The sequence below is a fragment of the Staphylococcus sp. HMSC055C03 genome, assembly GCF_001809385.1.
In the GTDB taxonomy this organism is placed as follows: Bacteria; Bacillota; Bacilli; order Staphylococcales; family Staphylococcaceae; genus Staphylococcus; species Staphylococcus simulans.
The window spans coordinates 1,961-21,755 of sequence record NZ_KV797496.1 but is presented as its reverse complement, the minus strand read 5'-3'; the positions used below and the strand labels follow the sequence as shown (position 1 = coordinate 21,755).

The 19,795-nt window shown below is 33.3% G+C and carries 31 protein-coding genes and 2 pseudogenes; 24 read left to right on the top strand and 9 right to left on the bottom strand.

All coding sequences use genetic code 11. The annotated features are described in order from the left end of the window. Positions 1-47 precede the first annotated feature (47 nt). From HMPREF2603_RS08595 to sufB, 7 genes are all read left to right on the top strand, one after another. Positions 48-770 (top strand): DUF2059 domain-containing protein, encoded by a 723-nt coding sequence (locus HMPREF2603_RS08595; protein WP_060804166.1) that lies wholly within the window; start codon positions 48-50, stop codon positions 768-770. A 180-nt stretch (positions 771-950) separates the two neighbouring features. Then, complete coding sequence (locus HMPREF2603_RS08590; RefSeq protein ID WP_060804167.1) at positions 951-1,307, top strand: hypothetical protein; 357 nt, start codon at positions 951-953, stop codon at positions 1,305-1,307. A gap of 479 nt (positions 1,308-1,786) precedes the next feature. Then, a complete protein-coding gene (sufC, locus tag HMPREF2603_RS08585) occupies positions 1,787-2,545 on the top strand; it encodes a Fe-S cluster assembly ATPase SufC (RefSeq protein WP_002481612.1) in 759 nt (252 codons plus the stop codon). A 65-nt stretch (positions 2,546-2,610) separates the two neighbouring features. Further along, entirely contained in the window at positions 2,611-3,918 is a 1,308-nt protein-coding gene (sufD, locus tag HMPREF2603_RS08580) for a Fe-S cluster assembly protein SufD (protein ID WP_057510817.1), read from the top strand. Positions 3,919-4,107: 189 nt separating this feature from the next. Further along, positions 4,108-5,358, top strand: a complete 1,251-nt coding sequence (locus tag HMPREF2603_RS08575) for a cysteine desulfurase (protein ID WP_186821789.1) — start codon at positions 4,108-4,110, stop codon at positions 5,356-5,358. Continuing rightward, positions 5,348-5,818, top strand: coding sequence for a Fe-S cluster assembly sulfur transfer protein SufU (gene sufU, locus HMPREF2603_RS08570; RefSeq protein ID WP_023015332.1), 471 nt, complete (start codon positions 5,348-5,350; stop codon positions 5,816-5,818). The genes HMPREF2603_RS08575 and sufU overlap by 11 nt, the downstream gene beginning before the upstream one ends. 198 nt (positions 5,819-6,016) lie before the next feature. Next, positions 6,017-7,414 carry a Fe-S cluster assembly protein SufB gene (sufB, locus tag HMPREF2603_RS08565; RefSeq protein ID WP_002481616.1) on the top strand — a complete coding sequence of 466 codons (1,398 nt, stop codon included), beginning with the start codon at positions 6,017-6,019 and terminating at the stop codon, positions 7,412-7,414. Positions 7,415-7,481: 67 nt separating this feature from the next. Here the strand turns inward: sufB and HMPREF2603_RS08560 are convergent, their stop codons facing one another. The 3 genes from HMPREF2603_RS08560 to HMPREF2603_RS13385 all read right to left on the bottom strand — a co-directional run bounded on the left by HMPREF2603_RS08560 (position 7,482) and on the right by HMPREF2603_RS13385 (position 9,021). After that, on the bottom strand, positions 7,482-8,531 hold the full coding sequence (locus HMPREF2603_RS08560) for a site-specific integrase (protein WP_070468919.1): 1,050 nt from the start codon (positions 8,529-8,531) through the stop codon (positions 7,482-7,484). 90 nt (positions 8,532-8,621) lie between these two features. Next, positions 8,622-8,855, bottom strand: coding sequence for a hypothetical protein (locus tag HMPREF2603_RS08555; protein ID WP_060804169.1), 234 nt, complete (start codon positions 8,853-8,855; stop codon positions 8,622-8,624). 13 nt (positions 8,856-8,868) lie between these two features. Further along, positions 8,869-9,021, bottom strand: a complete 153-nt coding sequence (locus tag HMPREF2603_RS13385; RefSeq protein WP_156423344.1) for a hypothetical protein — start codon at positions 9,019-9,021, stop codon at positions 8,869-8,871. Between the two features lie 108 nt (positions 9,022-9,129). Between HMPREF2603_RS13385 and HMPREF2603_RS08550 the strand changes: the two genes are divergently transcribed. Continuing rightward, a complete protein-coding gene (locus tag HMPREF2603_RS08550; protein ID WP_060804170.1) occupies positions 9,130-9,708 on the top strand; it encodes a hypothetical protein in 579 nt (192 codons plus the stop codon). Here the strand turns inward: HMPREF2603_RS08550 and HMPREF2603_RS08545 are convergent. From HMPREF2603_RS08545 to HMPREF2603_RS08530, 3 genes are all read right to left on the bottom strand, one after another. Then, complete coding sequence (locus HMPREF2603_RS08545) at positions 9,705-9,899, bottom strand: hypothetical protein (protein WP_060804171.1); 195 nt, start codon at positions 9,897-9,899, stop codon at positions 9,705-9,707. The two genes, HMPREF2603_RS08550 and HMPREF2603_RS08545, sit on opposite strands and share 4 nt — an antisense overlap. Positions 9,900-10,216: 317 nt before the next feature. Then, positions 10,217-11,128, bottom strand: coding sequence for an exonuclease domain-containing protein (locus tag HMPREF2603_RS08535; RefSeq protein ID WP_261676377.1), 912 nt, complete (start codon positions 11,126-11,128; stop codon positions 10,217-10,219). A gap of 59 nt (positions 11,129-11,187) precedes the next feature. After that, positions 11,188-11,883: a helix-turn-helix domain-containing protein gene (locus HMPREF2603_RS08530; RefSeq protein ID WP_060804174.1), complete on the bottom strand. Its 696-nt coding sequence runs from the start codon at positions 11,881-11,883 to the stop codon at positions 11,188-11,190. A gap of 194 nt (positions 11,884-12,077) precedes the next feature. Between HMPREF2603_RS08530 and HMPREF2603_RS08525 the strand changes: the two genes are divergently transcribed. From HMPREF2603_RS08525 to HMPREF2603_RS13635, 5 genes and pseudogenes are all read left to right on the top strand, one after another. Beyond that, positions 12,078-12,293 carry a hypothetical protein gene (locus HMPREF2603_RS08525; protein WP_057510824.1) on the top strand — a complete coding sequence of 72 codons (216 nt, stop codon included), beginning with the start codon at positions 12,078-12,080 and terminating at the stop codon, positions 12,291-12,293. Between the two features lie 15 nt (positions 12,294-12,308). Beyond that, positions 12,309-13,235, top strand: coding sequence for a DUF3102 domain-containing protein (locus tag HMPREF2603_RS08520; RefSeq protein WP_060804175.1), 927 nt, complete (start codon positions 12,309-12,311; stop codon positions 13,233-13,235). Then, positions 13,228-13,767 carry an ORF6C domain-containing protein gene (locus HMPREF2603_RS08515; protein ID WP_060804176.1) on the top strand — a complete coding sequence of 180 codons (540 nt, stop codon included), beginning with the start codon at positions 13,228-13,230 and terminating at the stop codon, positions 13,765-13,767. The genes HMPREF2603_RS08520 and HMPREF2603_RS08515 overlap by 8 nt, the downstream gene beginning before the upstream one ends. A 10-nt stretch (positions 13,768-13,777) precedes the next feature. Further along, positions 13,778-14,134, top strand: coding sequence for a hypothetical protein (locus HMPREF2603_RS08510; RefSeq protein WP_060804177.1), 357 nt, complete (start codon positions 13,778-13,780; stop codon positions 14,132-14,134). A gap of 46 nt (positions 14,135-14,180) precedes the next feature. Next, positions 14,181-14,255: pseudogene (locus HMPREF2603_RS13635) on the top strand (hypothetical protein); the annotation flags it as partial. An 11-nt stretch (positions 14,256-14,266) separates the two neighbouring features. On the opposite strand, the gene HMPREF2603_RS08505 reads toward HMPREF2603_RS13635, so the two are convergent. Continuing rightward, complete coding sequence (locus HMPREF2603_RS08505; protein WP_060804178.1) at positions 14,267-14,476, bottom strand: hypothetical protein; 210 nt, start codon at positions 14,474-14,476, stop codon at positions 14,267-14,269. A 77-nt stretch (positions 14,477-14,553) separates the two neighbouring features. Between HMPREF2603_RS08505 and HMPREF2603_RS08500 the strand changes: the two genes are divergently transcribed. The 3 genes from HMPREF2603_RS08500 to HMPREF2603_RS13380 all read left to right on the top strand — a co-directional run bounded on the left by HMPREF2603_RS08500 (position 14,554) and on the right by HMPREF2603_RS13380 (position 15,298). Next, positions 14,554-14,772, top strand: coding sequence for a Thoeris anti-defense Tad2 family protein (locus HMPREF2603_RS08500; RefSeq protein WP_060804179.1), 219 nt, complete (start codon positions 14,554-14,556; stop codon positions 14,770-14,772). 135 nt (positions 14,773-14,907) lie between these two features. Further along, on the top strand, positions 14,908-15,108 hold the full coding sequence (locus HMPREF2603_RS08495; RefSeq protein ID WP_060804180.1) for a hypothetical protein: 201 nt from the start codon (positions 14,908-14,910) through the stop codon (positions 15,106-15,108). Between the two features lie 52 nt (positions 15,109-15,160). Further along, complete coding sequence (locus HMPREF2603_RS13380; RefSeq protein ID WP_156423345.1) at positions 15,161-15,298, top strand: hypothetical protein; 138 nt, start codon at positions 15,161-15,163, stop codon at positions 15,296-15,298. On the opposite strand, the gene HMPREF2603_RS08490 is transcribed toward HMPREF2603_RS13380, so the two are convergent. Beyond that, entirely contained in the window at positions 15,292-15,582 is a 291-nt protein-coding gene (locus HMPREF2603_RS08490; protein WP_060804181.1) for a hypothetical protein, read from the bottom strand. The two genes, HMPREF2603_RS13380 and HMPREF2603_RS08490, sit on opposite strands and share 7 nt — an antisense overlap. A 65-nt stretch (positions 15,583-15,647) precedes the next feature. Between HMPREF2603_RS08490 and HMPREF2603_RS08485 the strand changes: the two genes are divergently transcribed. The 7 genes from HMPREF2603_RS08485 to HMPREF2603_RS08455 all read left to right on the top strand — a co-directional run bounded on the left by HMPREF2603_RS08485 (position 15,648) and on the right by HMPREF2603_RS08455 (position 18,555). Continuing rightward, a complete protein-coding gene (locus HMPREF2603_RS08485; protein ID WP_060804182.1) occupies positions 15,648-15,866 on the top strand; it encodes a hypothetical protein in 219 nt (72 codons plus the stop codon). 17 nt (positions 15,867-15,883) lie between these two features. Next, positions 15,884-16,111, top strand: coding sequence for a hypothetical protein (locus tag HMPREF2603_RS08480; protein WP_060804183.1), 228 nt, complete (start codon positions 15,884-15,886; stop codon positions 16,109-16,111). A gap of 244 nt (positions 16,112-16,355) precedes the next feature. Beyond that, positions 16,356-16,595, top strand: coding sequence for a hypothetical protein (locus HMPREF2603_RS08475; RefSeq protein ID WP_060804184.1), 240 nt, complete (start codon positions 16,356-16,358; stop codon positions 16,593-16,595). Then, positions 16,588-16,812 carry a DUF2483 family protein gene (locus tag HMPREF2603_RS08470; RefSeq protein ID WP_060804185.1) on the top strand — a complete coding sequence of 75 codons (225 nt, stop codon included), beginning with the start codon at positions 16,588-16,590 and terminating at the stop codon, positions 16,810-16,812. Before HMPREF2603_RS08475 ends, HMPREF2603_RS08470 begins: the two co-directional genes overlap by 8 nt. Continuing rightward, the gene (locus HMPREF2603_RS08465; protein WP_070463383.1) at positions 16,805-17,434 is read left to right on the top strand and encodes an ERF family protein; all 630 of its coding nucleotides are present in this window, start codon (positions 16,805-16,807) and stop codon (positions 17,432-17,434) included. Before HMPREF2603_RS08470 ends, HMPREF2603_RS08465 begins: the two co-directional genes overlap by 8 nt. Next, positions 17,434-17,880 (top strand): single-stranded DNA-binding protein, encoded by a 447-nt coding sequence (gene ssb, locus HMPREF2603_RS08460; protein ID WP_060804186.1) that lies wholly within the window; start codon positions 17,434-17,436, stop codon positions 17,878-17,880. Before HMPREF2603_RS08465 ends, ssb begins: the two co-directional genes overlap by 1 nt. A gap of 12 nt (positions 17,881-17,892) precedes the next feature. After that, complete coding sequence (locus tag HMPREF2603_RS08455; RefSeq protein ID WP_070502056.1) at positions 17,893-18,555, top strand: putative HNHc nuclease; 663 nt, start codon at positions 17,893-17,895, stop codon at positions 18,553-18,555. 111 nt (positions 18,556-18,666) lie between these two features. On the opposite strand, the gene HMPREF2603_RS08450 is transcribed toward HMPREF2603_RS08455, so the two are convergent. Next, positions 18,667-19,317, bottom strand: coding sequence for a hypothetical protein (locus HMPREF2603_RS08450; protein ID WP_060804384.1), 651 nt, complete (start codon positions 19,315-19,317; stop codon positions 18,667-18,669). 62 nt (positions 19,318-19,379) lie between these two features. Here HMPREF2603_RS08450 and HMPREF2603_RS13230 point away from each other — a divergent pair. Then, a pseudogene (locus HMPREF2603_RS13230) lies at positions 19,380-19,795 on the top strand (helix-turn-helix domain-containing protein); the annotation flags it as partial.

Genomic DNA, 19,795 nt, shown 5'->3' with positions numbered 1-19,795 from the left:
TTCTATTCACAGAAATTTAATTTCATTACAAAAATGGAGGTTGTTTAATGGAAAACGTTATATTAAATGTTATTCAAGATACTTGGAAAGCTATTATGCTGATATTCCTTATTTATCTATTTAAAGAATTCATTAGGATAATGGCGGAAAGAAGCATTAATATAAAAAGGATTGAAAGCGAAACACAAATAAAATTTGGCGAAAAATTACTAGACCAAAAAGCACCTGTTTATATGAAACACTTTTCAGAATTAAAAAGAGCAATTGGTTTTTATAATCACATTGCAATTAACAATAAATCTTTTGAAGAATGGGATAATGAAGTATATATGTATTTGTTTGGCGATTATCTACATGATAGTGATGATTTAGATAATGCATACCGAATTAGCTTTGGGTATAGATTTTTATCGAATTTTCAATATTATTTAAATAAATTTAAGACAAGTTTTAACAATGCTTCTAATGAATTTAGTCTAAACCAACTATACATTCCAGATCGTGTGATTCATAATTTTCAAGAAGTGAAAAACATTACTGAAAATAAAATAAATGAATTAGATGAGATCATCAAAGAATTAAGCGAAAAATATAAATTAAGTGATGAAGAATTTGTAAAAAGCTATAAAGAAATACTAGGTGAAAATGAAGACGAACACTATCTTAATATTGTAGAGTGTTATTTAGATAATTTGAAGGTAGAGTTTTACAAAGAGTACAATGTTAAAACACAACAAAAGTTTATAATTCACAATAGCAAAAGCAACTAGTATAAAAAATAAAGAGGAATAAATTATGTTGTTAAAAGGATCGTGTGATTTGCAATAAAGTATATTGACGTTGAATTATTTTGAAGCACAATGAAATCTCATAGGGGAATTTTTTATTTCAAAATATATGCGATTATCATTTGATAGTATATATCTTATAAATAAAGGGAGGGTATAGTTATGAGAGAAGCATTGTTTAAAACACCAAATACCGTAACTAAAGAAGATGTTATAAAAAAGATGAACTATTTTGATGACAAAGCGAAAGAAATTATGGATATATTTGAAAGCGATACTACAACAGGCAGAGATTTAGCTAGAGAATTAAGAAAAGAATTAGAAGTGGAGTATAAAAACAATAACTTGAATAGAACCCAAAAATATTACGGTAAGAATAATTTTTTTAGAACTTATAAAGCAGCGGTTCAAGACGCTTTTGTAAGTGTAACGGGTCAATTAGATAAAGGAAGCAAGACGAGAAGTTTTTTATATGACGTGCATGACTATATGACATATCATAAACATGACTTCAAATAAAAAAAAGGTGAGTTTATGAACGGTTTTAAATTTTTAGAATAGCTATAACCCTTTATATGACAACCTTTTGAACATCTAAACATACTCACTGAAATTAATTTAATTATCCCAGCTGAATAAGAAATTATTAATCACTCTCAAGTATAGATGCTTGGGAGTGATTTTTTGCGTCTATTAATAGTATAGGAAGCAAGGATACCCTATCATAATATGTGACAAAGATATGGGTAATGATAATAGAAGGACAGAAAATGAGAATCAGTAGCTTTGAAATTCGTGCAACATTTCACATTGAAACGCTTTAACGAAACTCATTACAATTTAAGAATTCTTTTTATTTAGGTACTTAAAAGGTTTATTCTGGGGTTTAATTGCGTTATAATTTATAAATGTACCAATGTAGTGCAGTTTTGACTACAGATTAAAATTATTATAAACTAGTAATTGAAATACTATTTATGTTTACGGAGGGACTTTTAATGCCATCAACATTGGAGATTAAAGACTTACACGTGTCTATTGAGGATAAAGAAATTTTAAAAGGTGTTAACTTAACAATTAACACGGGAGAAATTCATGCAGTTATGGGACCTAACGGTACTGGTAAATCTACTTTATCAGCAGCAATCATGGGTCACCCAGCTTTCACAGTAACTAAAGGTGAAGTATTACTTGACGGTGTTAACGTTTTAGAATTAGACGTTGACGAACGTGCAAAAGCAGGTTTATTCCTAGCAATGCAATATCCATCAGAAATTACTGGTGTTACAAACGCAGACTTCATGCGTTCAGCAATTAATGCGAAACGTGAAGAAGGTAAAGAAATCAACTTAATGCAATTCATTAAGAAATTAGATAAAGAAATGGAATTCCTAGATATGGATCCAGACATGGCGCAACGTTACCTTAACGAAGGTTTCTCAGGCGGCGAGAAAAAACGTAACGAAATTTTACAATTAATGATGTTACAACCTAAATTCGCTATCCTAGACGAAATTGACTCAGGTTTAGATATCGATGCGTTAAAAGTTGTGTCTAAAGGTATCAACGAAATGCGTGGAGATGACTTCGGTTCATTAATCATTACGCACTATCAACGTTTATTAAACTACATTACACCTGATTTCGTACACGTTATGTACAACGGTAAAATCGTTAAAACTGGTGGTCCAGAATTAGCACATCGTTTAGAAAATGAAGGTTATGAATGGGTTAAAGAAGAATTCAGCGAAGCGTAAATCATTTACGTAAAGAAGAAACAACCGATTAAATGTTATAAGTATCGTTAGGAGGATATTAAGTTATGACGACTGAAACTTTGAACATTTCTGAAGCAGAACTTGTTGAGTATTCACAAGCCCAAAATGAACCTTCTTGGATGACAGAATTACGTAAAGAAGCGTTGAAACTAACTGAAACTTTAGAAATGCCAAAACCAGATAAAACTAAAATCACAAAATGGGATTTCGACTCATTTAAACAATTCGAAACAAAAGCTGAAACTTATCAAGATATCAGTGAAATTCCAGATTCAATTGAAAAAATCATTGATGTTGAAAAAACTGAAAACTTAGTGATTCAACACAATAATACACTTGCTTATACACGCGTTTCAGAAGAAGCGAAAAAAGACGGTGTAATTATTGAAGGCTTAGCAGATGCTTTAGTGAATCATGGAGATTTAGTTCAAAAATATTTGATGAAAGATGCGGTTAACGTAGATGAACACCGTTTAACAGCGTTGCATACTGCATTAATCAATGGCGGCTTATTCGTATATGTACCGAAAAATGTAGTCGTTGAACATCCAATTCAATATGTAGTTTTACATGATGATGAAAATGCAAGCTTTTTCAATCACGTTATTATTGTGACTGAACAAAGTGCAGAAGTGACTTATGTTGAAAACTACTTGTCAGATGCGAGCGGCGAAGGCAATCAAGTGAACATTGTTTCTGAAGTGATTGCTGGTGCGAACTCTAAAATCACTTATGGTGCAGTAGACTATTTAGATAAAGGTTTCACTAGCCATATTATTCGTCGTGGTATTACTGAAGCGGATGCATCAATTAACTGGGCACTTGGATTAATGAACAAAGGTAACCAAATTATTGATAACACAACTAATTTAATTGGGGACCGTTCTACAAGTGTATTAAAATCAGTAGCAGTAGGTACTGGAGATCAAAAATCAAACGTAACATCTAAAATCGTTCAATACGGTAAAGAAACAGATGGTTACATTCTTAAACACGGTGTAGTTGAAGAAGCAGCGACTATTATCTTTAATGGTATCGGTTATATCAAACACGGTGGTTCAAAATCAGTTGCGAACCAAGAATCACGTGTGTTAATGCTTTCTGAAAAAGCACGCGGAGATGCGAACCCAATTCTATTAATCGATGAAGATGACGTAGAAGCAGGTCACGCAGCTTCAGTTGGTCGTGTTGATGACGAACAACTTTACTATTTAATGAGTCGTGGTATTTCTCAACAAGAAGCTGAACGTTTAATTATTCATGGTTTCTTAGATCCAGTAGTAAGAGAACTGCCAATCGAAGATGTAAAACGTCAATTACGTGACGTTATTGAATTAAGAGTATCAAAATAAAAAGTATAAGCTAGGCAGGAGAGATTAAAAACAGGAGGAAGTCAGCTGATGATATGTGCATCACTGCATCGTATTCCTCCTTCTCTTTACGCTTTTGAATAACCTGTTCGCAGTCAATTATTATTCATTAAATCCTGTCAGCTTGTAAGTTATTTTGTACGACAAGTGATTATTAATGAAGAAAGGTCTGTGGATATAGTGGCCGAAACAACACTAAATGTTAATGAAGTTATTGAAGATTTTCCAATCTTGAAACAACAAGTCAATGGCAAACGCTTAGCTTATTTAGATACAACAGCGACAAGTCAAACACCACTTCAAGTAATCGAAGCGATTGACGATTATTATAAACGTTACAATTCTAATGTGCATCGTGGTGTACACACACTCGGCTCATTAGCAACAGATGGTTATGAAGGTGCACGCGAAACAGTAAGACGTTTCATTAATGCACGTTACTTTGAAGAAATTATTTTCACAAGAGGTACAACAGCTTCTATTAACTTAGTCGCACGTAGTTATGGTGATGCGAATGTTTCAGAAGGCGATGAAATTGTCGTAACTGAAATGGAACATCATGCTAACATCGTACCTTGGCAAGAATTAGCACGCCGTAAAGGTGCAACTTTAAAATTCATCCCGATGACAGAAACAGGTGAATTAAACATCGAAGATGTGAAAGCCACAATTAATGACAACACTAAAATTGTAGCGATTGCACATGTATCTAACGTTTTAGGTACAATCAACGATGTGAAAGAAATTGCGAAAGTTGCGCATGAACATGGTGCAATTATCAGTGTGGACGGTGCACAAGCAGCACCACACATGAAAATTGATGTGCAAGATATAGATGTAGACTTTTACAGTTTCAGCGGACACAAAATGCTTGGTCCTACAGGTATTGGTGTCTTATATGGTAAACGCAGTCTGCTTAAAGATATGGAACCTATCGAATACGGCGGTGACATGATTGACTTCGTAGGTAAATATGAAGCAACTTGGACAGACTTGCCAACAAAATTCGAAGCAGGTACACCTTTAATTGCACAAGCTATTGGCTTAGCTGAAGCAATTAAATACCTTGAAAACATTGGTTTTGATGCGATTCATCAACATGAAAAAGAGTTGACTGAATATGCATACGAACAAATGGATGCGATTGAAGACTTAGAAATCTATGGTCCGCCAAAAGATAGACGTGCTGGTGTGATTACTTTCAACTTGAAAGACATTCATCCACATGACGTTGCGACGGCATTAGACACAGAAGGTGTTGCTGTACGTGCAGGACATCACTGTGCACAACCATTAATGAAATGGTTGAATCAATCTTCAACAGCAAGAGCAAGTTTCTATATCTATAATACAAAAGAAGACATTGATCAATTAATTTACGCTTTAAACCAAACGAAGGAGTTTTTCTCATATGAATTTTAATAATTTAGATCAACTATATAGATCTGTAATTATGGACCATTATAAAAATCCGAGAAACAAAGGTAAATTAGATAACGGCTCTTTAACTGTTGATATGAATAACCCAACATGCGGAGACCGAATTCACCTTACTTTCGATATTGTTGATGGCATTATTGAGGATGCTAAATTTGATGGTGAAGGTTGTTCAATTTCAATGTCTAGTGCATCTATGATGACTGAAGCAGTTAAAGGTCATTCGTTAAAAGAAGCATTAGAAATGAGTCAAGAATTTTCTAAAATGATGCTTGGCGAAGATTATGAATTAACTGAAGATATGGGAGATATTGAAGCATTACAAGGTGTTTCTCAATTCCCTGCACGTATTAAATGTGCAACACTTGCTTGGAAAGCTTTAGAAAAAGGTACTGTGGAACGTGAAGGTCAAGCAGATACTGATTCTGAAGAAAATGCAAAGTAAACACCCATAACGGGTAAAGAATAAGTAACTGGCAAGGTGGTTTCTAACTTGTCAGTTCCATGATAGACTGGTTTATACAAGTAGCAATATTCAATAGAATATTGTGAAAGCTATAAATCATCATGAAGTTCTATCAATTGATTGAAATATTGCCACGTGTCTATGTATCGTGTTGATTATATAAAAGGAGTGATTGAAATGGCTAAAAAAGCACCTGATGTTGGGGATTACAAATATGGTTTCCACGACGATGATGTGTCCATTTTCAGATCAGAACGCGGATTAACAGAAAATATCGTAACTGAGATTTCAAAAATGAAAGAAGAACCTCAATGGATGTTAGACTTCCGTCTAAAATCTTTAGAGTTATTCTATAAAATGCCAATGCCACAATGGGGCGGCGACTTGTCAGAGTTAAACTTTGACGATATCACTTACTATGTAAAACCTTCTGAACAAGCAGAACGTTCATGGGACGAAGTACCTGAAGAAATCAAACGTACTTTCGACCGTTTAGGTATTCCTGAAGCAGAGCAAAAATATCTTGCTGGGGTTTCTGCACAATATGAATCAGAAGTTGTTTACCAAAACATGGAAGCTGAATTAGAAGAGAAAGGTGTTGTCTTCAAAGACACTGACTCTGCATTACGTGAAAACGAAGAATTATTCAAAGAATACTTCGCTTCAGTAGTTCCAGCTGCAGATAACAAATTCGCTGCATTGAACTCAGCAGTATGGTCAGGTGGTTCATTCATTTATATTCCTAAGAATATTAAATTAGATACACCACTACAAGCATACTTCCGTATTAACTCAGAAAACATGGGTCAATTCGAACGTACTTTAATCATCGCTGATGAAGGTGCTTCAGTGCACTACGTTGAAGGTTGTACAGCACCTGTGTACACTACAAACTCACTACACTCAGCTGTAGTTGAAATCATTGTACACAAAGATGCACACGTTCGTTATACTACAATTCAAAACTGGGCTAACAACGTTTATAACTTAGTTACAAAACGTACTTTAGTTCATGAGAATGGTAACATGGAATGGGTTGATGGTAACTTAGGTTCTAAGTTGACTATGAAATACCCTAACTGTGTATTAGCTGGTGAAGGTGCGAAAGGAAGTACACTTTCAATCGCATTAGCTGGTAAAGGACAAGTTCAAGATGCGGGTGCGAAAATGATTCACTTAGCACCAAACACATCTTCAACTATCGTGTCAAAATCTATCTCAAAAGATGGCGGTAAAGTTGTTTACCGTGGTATCGTTAAATTTGGACGTAAAGCTAAACGTGCACGTTCAAACATCGAATGCGATACTTTAATCTTAGATAACAAATCAACTTCAGATACGATTCCTTATAATGAAATTATGAACGATGACATTTCATTAGAACACGAAGCGAAAGTATCTAAAGTATCAGAAGAGCAACTCTTCTACTTGATGAGCCGTGGTATTTCAGAAGAAGAAGCAACTGAAATGATCGTAATGGGCTTCATCGAACCATTCACAAAAGAACTACCAATGGAATATGCCGTTGAAATGAACCGTCTAATCAAATTCGAAATGGAAGGTAGTATTGGATAGCTGTAAACCGCGTGGTTGTGCGATTCTTATAGTCGGAAAATGGCTATTGATACCATTTTGATACCATTTACTCATCAAAAATGGCTATCGCATCATGCTTTTTCTGGGTGTATAAATGGCTGTAAGTGCCCATCGTTTCAGTGATTTGAGCGTGTCTCATGAGTGACTGTAAAACGAAAATATCTACACCATTATTCGCAAGGTATGATGCATAAGAATGTCTCAGCGTGTGAATATTATAATGTGGGAAAGCCTTTTGAAATTTTTTATGAACATGACTATAATGTTTAGGTGCTATTCCACCAAAAATAAAATAGCTACGTTCATCAAAATATTTGTTAGCTGCTTTTTCACGTTGGTAGCGATCAGCTAACATTTGGTTAATAAATTTAGGTAAGGGGACAATATCTTCAGAGCTTTCAGTTTTAGCTCTGGGATATATAGTCCGATTAGAGATGTCCATAGTTTTGTCTATGGATATCTCTTTTTTATATTTATTAAAGTCTGTCCATACTAACGCCATTGCTTCTCCAATGCGCAACCCGGTATAAAACATCAACTTAAATAATTCTTGATAATCTTGTTCCTCCACTTCTTTTACACGCTCATCAAATTCTTCTCTTAACATATACTTTGGTTTAGGTTTAACACGTGGAATCGGTTTGATTGAGATAGTAGGATCTATACGCAAACCAAAATATTTTTTAGCGTAATTGATAACTACTTTGAAACCAGACCATATTGTGCGTGCGGTGTTAGTGGAAGGAATATTATCCATTAAATATTTTCGAAACTCTTGACACTGGTTCTGCGTAATTTTATTCATATTAATATGACCGAACTTATTTTTAAAGTGTCTGTTATATTCATTGATTTTACGTTTTTTAGTTTTAGGTCTTAAGTCGCTATGCTCTAAATAATGCATGAACACATAGTGGAAGGTATTCGAATCGCTATAACCCTCATTAATATCATTTAAAAACGCAGCTTCTGCATATTTAGCTTCTCTTTTAGTACTGTAACCTCGTTTCATTTTACGCTTGTTATTACCGTAAACATCTTTATATCTGACAGAAAAATACCATTTGTTTGTACTATCGTCTTTATATACTGGCATTTTTTCTCATTCCTCCTCAAAAAAGGTAAAAAAATAATAAGGGTACGGGGAGGTACCCTAAAGTTATTGATTTCTTAAGTGGAAATAATTTTACAATTCATCATAAACAGTATTGTGAATTTCAAGCTCTAAAACTTTATTGTCAGCGTCGATATAAAAGTCGCTATTGTAATTTATTTTGTTTACTTTTAACACTCCGCCATTATCTCTTACATACAACGCTACATCGTCGTCTTGGTCGATAATTACTAGGGTGTTCTCGTTTGTAAGAACTTCGTGTTCTCCGTCATACTTTACTTTAATAAGCCAATCGTTAAATTTCATTTTATGTTCCTCCTTAATTTTTAAAATAGGTTTTCTTATCTTTTTTAATGAGTTTTTTTAATTCCCTTTCACACAATATTTTCTCTAAATCCTTATTAATTTCTCTAATATCTTTTTGGTTATTTATGTTCATCGCTCTTTTTCTTTTATTCAAATACTTACACATAAATGTTCCCCCTTACGTCCTAAATCCAAAAGTAATATAGCTTAAATCTATCCTTACTATTCAACATATAGAAATATGTTATAATCAAATAAAAAAGTAGGTGCTATTTTGGAACTAATTTTATTAATATGTAGTTCTGGTGTCGCAGGATTATTCACATATATTTACTTAGATTACTTGTCAATTTTTGATACAGAAAAAATTGAAATAAAGAAAATGTTTTCGGTGCTATTCTCTTTAATTAGTATTGGTATATTCATGATAGTTCTTTATTTTATAAACTACATTCATATATACAATTTTCTCGGGATAATAATAGCGTTAATAATTTCCTTTATTGTGATAAATGTCTTAAATAAATCAGCTTATCCTTATATGATAAAAAAATTTAGAAATAAAATGAATAAGGAAAGAGAATCTAATAATCTAAATCCATTAAATGACAAACATGCTATAGATACAATTTTACAAACTTCAAATATGTTTTATATAGAAAAGTATAAAGATAATGAACACCCTATTTATCAAGGAATATTACTTAAACATGAAATGACAAATGATTTAGATTCAATATTTTCAATTAGGCCTACACCAATAATAAAAAATCATGAAAAAGTTATTAAAGAGTATTATTATCAACCTAAAAACACAGATGAATATTATAAATTTTATGGTTTAAAAAACTAATGATGCTTTTTAAATTCTTTACCAAACAATGACTCCATTGTAGATTCTGTAGGTTCTTTAAACTCTGTTGTGCGATTATTATAACCTTTTCTTATAGGTTCATTATTTCTTTTCTCATGACTTGACCCTCCGCCACCACGATGACCTGGGTCATTAGGATTATATTGTTGTTTTTTCTTTTCATTACTCATAATATCACCACCTTACAGCGTCTACTTATGTAGACGTCTTTTTTATATTCTTTTTGCTATTTCTTATTTTGAATTAGATTAGTGGTTATAAACAGCGTTAATATGATTGTGAAAATCAATATACTGATAACTGCTATAACTCTAGCAACAGGACTTTCGTTATAAATAACAACATAGAATCCTTGGTAGAAGAAATAAAGATATAGAGGCATTAATGCAATGAGAGTTTTACTATGCTTTGTCATTTCGTATTCCTCCTTCGCCCCAGAGTGAAGGGGGGTTATAAAATTACTTTCCCCACCAGCTCTACGCTTTGGTTAATGTAGGAGTGAAAGTTGACAAAGTTTTAAGAAATCCATTTCACTCAAAACTTCAATATTTTGCCCCTCATTTGATAATCTTTCTGCTTTTATAATTTTAGTTGATTTAGTATAATTATGTGTTTTCTCTAAATTTTCTAAATCTCCTACAACTAGATAGTTAGTTGATTTTTTTACAGTAGAATCATATATAGAACCGATGTCAGTAATTGTTTGTGCTACTTCTTTTCTCGTAAATGATTTTAATGCTCCAGTAAAACAAATGTGCTTACCATAAAAGATATGGTTCTTATCATTTAACTCTTGATTATAAGTCAGATTAATTATTTTTTTATTGGTCGATTTTTTTACAAATCCATTTTCACCTAATATTCCATACTTAAAATTTTGTTTTTCCACTAATTCATTTAAACTTATGCCTTGATCTTTTAATATACAGTAGGCAATCTGGGCACAGACCTTAGCGTCATAAAAAGCATTGTGATATTCTTCGTTTTCTATGTCAAAGTGTATAGCTAAATCTTGAAGTCTATATGAAGGTAAATTATAGAGATCTTTACTTAATCTATAAGTACAAAAATATAGATTGTTAGGTAAAGGTAGATTATATCTTCTAAAAGAATCGCATAATGCATACATATCAAAGGATGTATTATGCGCTACTATAATATGGTTATCAATGAATCTAATAATAGCATCATACATTTGATACATTTTAGGAGAATCAGCCACATCTTCTTTTGTTATTCCGTGTATGGAAGTATTTATAGAAGAAAAGTATGTTTCAGGATCTATATGAGTATAGAGAGCATCACAAATTCTATTATCTTTATATTTTAATAACGCTATTGAGCAAATAGAATCACGTTTTTCATTAGCAGTTTCAATATCAATGGCGATAAAATCCATAATTATCAAACTCCTTTATTTAAAATATTTTTTGACTTGCCATAATGTAAATTATGATTTTATAAAACTATTTTTCCTACTACTTTCAAATCATTAAATGAACTTACTGTAATATCTTCATACTTCGGATTCAAAGAGATAAGTTTAAGATATTCCGGATGGATATCAACACGTTTGATAAAGCTTGTACCATCAAGAACTACTAAAGCGATCGTTCCATCCTTTATGTTAGTTTCTCTTTTGATAAATGCGTATGTACCTTCTTTAATCATGGGTTCCATCGAATCACCGTTAACTAATATACAGAAGTCAGCACCCTTAGGAACTTCATCTTCATAAAACTCAACATCTTCTTCAATCAAGTCATCAAACAATTCTTCGCCGACTACACCAGCAGCTGCAGCGTGCATACGTTTGATAGTAATAATATTTCTGTCATTTTCAGATACTTCATTGTTTTGCTCTTCTAATTGTTTATTAGCAAAATCTAATACATTATGCTGGCGTGGAGGTGTGAGTTGAATAATTTTTGTGATCGATTCACTAATTATTGTGTCGTCTATCTCCATTAAACTTTCAGGTTTAATATTCAACCCTTTACAAATCTTTATGACATTTTCAACTTTAGCATTGAAAACGCCTCTTTCTAATATAGAACGAACTGTTGTATAAGCTAACCCTATTTCTGTTGAAAAAGCTTTAACCGAACCAGATTTTAATTCCATTAAATGTTTTAAATGTTTTTCTTTTTCCATTTTGGTTACCTCGTTTCTAATTTGTACTTATATAATATCATGCGAAAAATCGTATATCAATATAAAACAAATGAAAAAATACGAAAAATAGTATTGACTAAGTACGAAAATTCGTATATAGTTTAGTTAAGCACTTCGGCAGTGCTTGTTTTTAAAATTTAAAGTACGAAAATTCGTATCAAGGAGGAGGTACTATGTTGACTAACTTAGAGGAAGTCAGAAAACAGAAAAAAGTATCTCTGGTGGACATAGCAGACTTATTAGAAGTCCGTTATCAAACAGTATCAGATAAGATTAACGGTATTTCAGATTTCAAATTCGGAGAAGCGTTACTTATTAAAAATACTTTTTTTCCAGAGTATGAAATTGAATATCTGTTTTCACGAGAGAAAGAGAAAGTATCAACTTAATAGGAGGTGGAACAGTTGAACGAATTACAACTCAGTGACGATTTAACAACAATAGAAACAGAAATTAAGAGTTATCAAAACATCGCTGGTCAGTCGATTTTCGAGATAGGTCGAAGATTGAAACATGTGAAAGAGAACGACTTAGCTCATGGAGAATGGAGTAATTGGTTGAAATCAGTAAAGTTTAATGACTCACAAGCTAGAAAATTTATAAAAGTATCCGATGAATTTCAAGAGCGTTCGATGTCGAACACTTTAGGTGTTGAAGCTCTTTATCAAATTGCTACTTTACCCGAACCAGAACGCACTAAAGAACACGTTACTTCAACTGGCGAAACTAAAACACCTGATGAGATGACGGTACGTGAATTGCGTGAATTAAAACGCCAACTCAAACAACGCGACGAACAAAACGCCCAACTTCAATCCCAAGTGGAACAAGCACAGCGTTCAGAAGAAATCGCACGCAAGCAACTAGAGGACGCAGAGAATAGGGAGCCGGAGGTTGTGGAGCGTTACATGGAGCCAGAGGATTATCAACGGACTAAAGAAGCACTTGCTCAATCAAGACATCATCAAAAGATCATTGAACAACGTAATGAAAAATTAGAAAAAGACATCGAACAGATGAAACAACGCAGAGATGAAGTGAGTGAAAAATCACAGAAGTATGATGATTTGAATAAAGCACTGAGTGATATGAACGCTAAATTAACAGACGGGCAACGTAGGTTAAAAGCACAGAAAGAAGTATATGACTTAGTAAAAAAAGGTAATGAACTCATCAAAGAAATCGCACCGATGACTTACTTTATCCACGATGAATATATTTTGAGTAATGAATATGCTATAAAGCCTATTCAAAAGATTGCCGATGACTTACTGGACTTATCCAAAAAATTAAATCAACAAATTAAAAAGGGAGATGTAATCGATGTCTAAAAATTTAATCGATATTAGCAGAAGACAAGCTGACCAATTAGTTCAGCAAGCAGAAATGAGTAGAGGTCTTTTAGATAAGATGCTTGAGCATGAGAGAGAAATGGAAGAAACCAAAAAAGAAATGAGAGAGTTTAGCTATAAAATGCACGATATGGAGAAAACGCTCGACGATCGTTTTAAAAAACTAGAAAAGAATTTAACGCTAACACATGGCGAAGCTAAGTTCATTAAAGCGAAAGTTGCTGAAAAATCATATCAACTTGTGAATCAATACTTCACTGAAAAAGTATCCGATGAGCTTTACCACAAGAAACGTTGTCACTTTATCACAGGTTTGTACAGCATGCTCAATAAACACTTTAATTCTATCACTTATACAACAATTAAACATATTGATTATGAAAATGCAATGCGACTGTTAGAAAACGCAAACTTAGAAATTTTGAATCAAAATTACTTACGTCTTACTGACACTCAAAAAGATACAGCAGCGCGACATGGCGATTACAGAATCTTAGAGAGATTGGGTTAGGAGGGAAATAATGGATTTATTGGTCAAATTAGAAGATGAACTTATCAAATCTAAGTTAAGCGAAGGTAAGGAAGGTCTGGCGTTCTTATTAGAATACGCAGGTCCATATGACGATGACAGATACGACCTATTGTTAAAACAAGCTGGTATTACTTGTGACTTTTATGACGATAGCGAGTTAGAAGGATTTATCATAGATTCCTTTTCAATGGATCCAAATGAATTTTATGACAAATACGGTGTTAATTTTTGGATTTCAAGGGATGCAAATTTAACTAGGTTATCTAAGAGTGTTCAAAATATGAACGAAAGTAATAGAGATTACATGATTAGATTATACGCTGAAAGATTTTTAAGTAACGCGTAACATCCTACCCACAATCGATAGAACGAATTAAAGGAGGTGGAACGAAATGAGCAAACTATACAAAACAACCCTCCTCATCACAATGGCAGTTGTGACTTGGAAGGTCGTAAAGATTGAACGTTACATTACACGTTATTCATCGGATGTATCGCTAGATTTAGAAAAGCTGTTTGCAAATTCAAGAGCCTTTAAATATTGATAAAAGTAATGTTGACGTCGCTTATCTAAATATTCTTGATAGTCCACTCTGTTGTTAAATTCATCAATTTTATCAGCATGTGGAAGGGTTTGGATATAAGCAGAAGCAAATTCTTGCGGGTTATATTTTAAACCTTCAAACATAGTTACCCACCTCCTTTCTATAAGGAGATAACCAAATTATACCAAATATCGAACGAACAGATTAAGGAGGAAATGGAATGAACATTCAAGAAGCAACAAAGTTAGCGATGGAAAAAGGCAAATCAATTTATAGAAAAGATTTAAGAAATGAAGGGTTACGGGGAGAAATATTACCTACAAACGACCCATACCACGGCATGTTGTACACCATCCCAGATAAGAAGTCCTATAAGCAAAGATGGCAACCATTGGCAGAGGACTTAATATCTGATGAATGGCATGTTGTAGGAGAATAATCAAGCACCCGCTAGTTTTTTTAAATCTATTAAAAATGATGTAAAACAAAATTCGCTTCGTTTGTAAGCACAATATCACCACCCCAGGTGATTATACCAAATATTGAACAAACAATTTAATAGGAGGGACAAATAATGCAAGAAATAAAAAGAGTAGTAAATCCGCAACTTCGTAGCATTGAAACAGGTAACAATTTGCTTAACAAAGAACAAAAGTTACTAAAAAAAGGATTAAACGAAGAAATTAAAAACGCTAAACTTTCATACGCTGAAATAAATGAGGTTCTCTACCTAATTGATAGAGAACAACATTACCTAGCTAATTATCGTCGCTAGGTTGAAATATACCAAAAACCACAATCGAGCGGAATTAAGGAGGTGAAACAAAATGAGCAAACTCAAAGCAATTAAAATAGCACTCCTCTTATATATCGCTACAACGATATTAGAGAAAGTGCCGAAAAGAAAAAGACATGGAATTAAATTATCCATAAATAAAAACGGTTCATTCATTAAAAATTATTGAATGCGAGGTAAATACTTATCCTCTCTACTATTATAATCTAACGCCCAATTACTCTTGATGATGATCTTGTCAGGAAACTGAATGAACATTACATGAAAGCCGTTATCATATTGTTGCTCAAATATTTTTAAATCATCAGTTTGATAAATTTCATCATGCTGCATTCCATCTTGCCAATTTTCATATTCGTCAAGCCAAGGTGTATCTATTATAAATTCATTAGTACCACCATTCTTAGGAGCCTTGACTTCATAAGTAAAAGGGAATTTTTGGATATTAACCATTCTTAACACCCCCAATCCATCGCAGTAGCGATAAAACAATTATACATGAAAGGAGACGACACTTTATGATTATAAACTATTTAACTATAAAAGATATTCAAGTTCTAGCAGGAGTTGGTAAAAGCAAAGCAACCTCTATTGTAAGAGAGATGAACAATGAACTTAAGGAAGAAGGATTTATTGCGATTAGCGGAAAAGTCCCCGTTCAATTGGTGAGAGAAAAGTTTCCGTATTGTGATTTATCAGATGAAAAGATACGAGAGTTAAAAGAAATCACTGTATAAAGTAGGGGGTAATTAAAATGCATAAATCATTTTGGATAGCATATGTATTTTGTTTTGTAAGCACAACTATTCTTACATTTGTAACACAAGATTTCATTCTATCTTCAGCGATTTCTTTACTTCTGTCACTTGCGGTATATCTGTTCTTTTTAGTCTGGTACTACGAAGTAGATATATTCAATGATGAAGGTGAAGTAGTAGATGATGGCGAAGAGTATATTACGTTATTCACAATCAAATATTAAAAAAGACTGAATGCTAGTGGTTAATAGCAAACAGTCGGTAGGATATGAGATTACTCATATCCATATATTACCAAAATTATTAGGGGAGTCAATCATATATGGATAATATAGCAATAACTTTTGAGACATACAATATGAGTAAGCATGATTGCTATAGAAAAGACTGCTAGCACCGAAATTTGCTAACAGTCAAAGATGAAATGAATCCCCTTACATCATAACAAATTTTTACAGGAGGTACTACATGGACCTTAAAAAATATTCACATAAATTTATCGATGTGTTAGATGAGTCGGAAGTACAAGGTACGATCGAATACTCTAATTATGATAAAAAGCAAACACTAGTATTCACGTATAGAAAAAACTTAGATGTCCAACATGTGATTGTAGGTAGTGATAACAGCGACGAATATCAAAAACAATGCGTAGCAAATATAGAAAAAATATTGAGTGATAGAAAAAAGGTGAATTCCAATGCCTAAACAAACAGTTACCTACCTTATTAAGATTACTGATACCAATTTATATGTTACAAACAGACCCACTGAACAAAACACTACAATCAAATATTCAACCAGCCTTAGTGACGCTAGAGAGTTCAACGGAATGGAAGATGCAGCAGTAGATATGACATTCCATACTGCAATAAAAAAGACGGTAACTGAAACAACTGAATATGAGGAGGTTGAGTATGAATAAATCAGAATCGATAACCGAACTTAACAAAGCGTTAGCAAACTTCCACAAAGAAGTAAAACAACCAATGAAAGACGCTAACAACCCATTCTTCAAAAGTAAGTATGTACCACTTGAAAATGTAGTTGAAGCAATAGATGATGTAGCGCCTAAACATGGACTGACTTACTCGCAATATCCAGTCACTACAGAAAGTGGATTGGTAGGAATCTCAACGGTATTACTACATGAAAGCGGCGAATATATAGAATTTCCACCAGCAACTACTAAGCCTGACAAGAATACTCCTCAAGGTGTAGGTTCAGCACTAACATATATGCGTCGTTATTCATTGAGTGCGGTGTTTGGAATTACAAGTGATCAAGATGATGATGGTAATGAGGCGAGTGGAAAGAACTACAAAAACAAACAAGCGCAAATGGCTAGTAGTCAAACTCTAGGGACATTAAAAAAAGAAGTTATTAACTTCACAAATTTAATCAAAGGTACTAAAAAAGAAGCACCACAAAACGTAGTTGAGCAAAAATTCGGTGTTAAAAACTACAATCTAACAGAAAACGAAGCAGTACAAATAATTAATAAAATACAAAACAACGCAAAAACAATACCTGGAGGTAATGGCTAATGTTAAATAGAGTTGTACTTGTAGGGAGGCTTACAGCTGATCCACAATATCGAGTGACGCCATCAAGTTTAGACGTAGCAACATTCACACTGGCGGTCAACCGTAATTTTAAGGATAAAAACGGAGAGCAACAGGTGGACTTTATCAACTGTGTTGTTTTTCGTAAACAAGCAGAAAACGTCAATAATTATTTGAATAAAGGCAGTTTAGCAGGTGTCGATGGTCGCTTACAATCACGCAGCTATGAGAACGACGAAGGTCGTCGTGTATTTGTTAAGGAAGTTGTGTGTGACAGTGTGCAATTCTTAGAACCTAAGAATGCGCAAACCTCAAATAATAACCAATCAAATAACGAAGTGCAACAAAGAGAGAAGGCGCTTCAAAGCGAAAATCCATTCAATAATAGCAACAACTTTGATATGGATGATTCATCTTTACCTTTCTAGGAGTGGTTTTAAATGCAAAGAATCACTAATTACATTCAAGAAGATGACGGTACAATTACTGCCGTCATCAAGAATGTAAAACTTGGCAACAAAGAAACCTTGTTACTGGATAACGGAATGGATGTAGAAGTCGAAGTAAAGGTAGTAGATCCTTTTCTAATTAGCGATAAACAACGCCGGAAAATATTCGCTTTATGTAATGACATAGAGAGCCACACAGGGCAACCTCGAGACTATATGAGGTATTTGTTCATGGATTACGTAGAAGTCCTCTATGGGTATGAAAAACGCCTCTCATTAAGCGACTGTACACGTACCCAAGCAAACCAAATCATAGAGGTTACGCTTGATTGGATATTTTATAACAATATTCCATTAACTTATAAAACAAGTGACCTGCTTAAACAAGATAAATCCTTCTTGTACTGGTCTACAGTCAACCGTAACTGTATTATATGCGGTAAACCTCATTCAGACCTTGCACACCATTACGCAATAGGTAGAGGTAAGAACCGTAAGACAATGAACCATTACGGATATGAAGTGTTAGCGCTATGCAGATTCCATCATCAAGAACAGCACAACATAGGCGTAGACACATTCGACAAGAAATACCACTTAGAAAACTCTTGGGTTTCAGTAGATGATCGGCTTAACAAAATGTTGAAAGGATAGAGGAGGAAGTGGATAGATTACAAGCAATCAAAATAGCACTCCTAATCTTCATCTTGGCGGAAGAGATTAGGAATGCTAGAAATTATAGGACCCTCTTTTTCTATAAATTAATTATTCATCATCACTTTTGTAATCAAATGTTAAGTAAAAACAAATTAAAGAAATAAGTAACACAAATATTGAAATAGGGACATTAACAGGTTCGTTATACATTACTCCAGAGAATAAACTCCATGAAATATTTGGGGTGAAGACTAACGAAGTTGCATTAATCATTTTTTTAGTTGGAGGTGCATACTTTTGCATTTTGGTATTGTCGATGTCATCTTCTTTTCTATTTTCGCTTTTATTACTTATTGGATAGGAAGAATTGAAGGAGTCACTAACACTACAAAGGTTAACGGGATTGATAAAAGAATAGCGAAGTACATTGTTAATTCGCGTAATTTCCTTTACAGAAAAATTCGATTGGGCCTTAAATGCTTGAAGTGTCTTTTCAGAAAATAAGTTATTTCTAAAATTCATTGAGATGTCAATAGTAGGCACTTTGATTTTCACCAAATTTGAAGTATCAATATTTTTCAAATTAATATGACCTATATCTAGCAGTGTGTTTTTGTAAATATCGTTGAATTTCGTCATCTGATTAATAGTTTTTCTCAACTCTTTAGAAGGTTTTGTTGCTTGAAACATGGTGTTTCTTAAGTTGAAAATATTTTTATTCAATATGGGTCTGACATCTTTTAATGGATCGATATACATTTTACCACCTCCAATCCGATGCAAAAGCATTCAGAAAGATTATACCAGAAAGGAGAATGCATATGAGCGACCAACCCAGTTATTACGCAATAATCACTGCAGCTGTTAGGTATGATAATAGACTCACAGATAGCGAGAAATTACTATACGCAGAAATCACTGCATTGAGTAACAAATTCGGCTATTGTACAGCAACAAATAGTTACTTCGCAAGATTATATGAAGTAGTGAAAGAAACAATATCAAGAAGAATATCAAACCTTAATAAATACGGTTATTTAAAAATTGAAATAATCAAAAGTGATAACCAGGTGAAGCAAAGAAAAATTTACCCATTGACGCAAAAAATCAATACCTATTGACGCAAAAATCAATACCTATTGACGCAAAAATCAATACCCCTATTGACGCAAATGTTAAAGAGAATATTACAAGTAATAATATTATAAATAATAATACTACAAGTATAAATAACAAT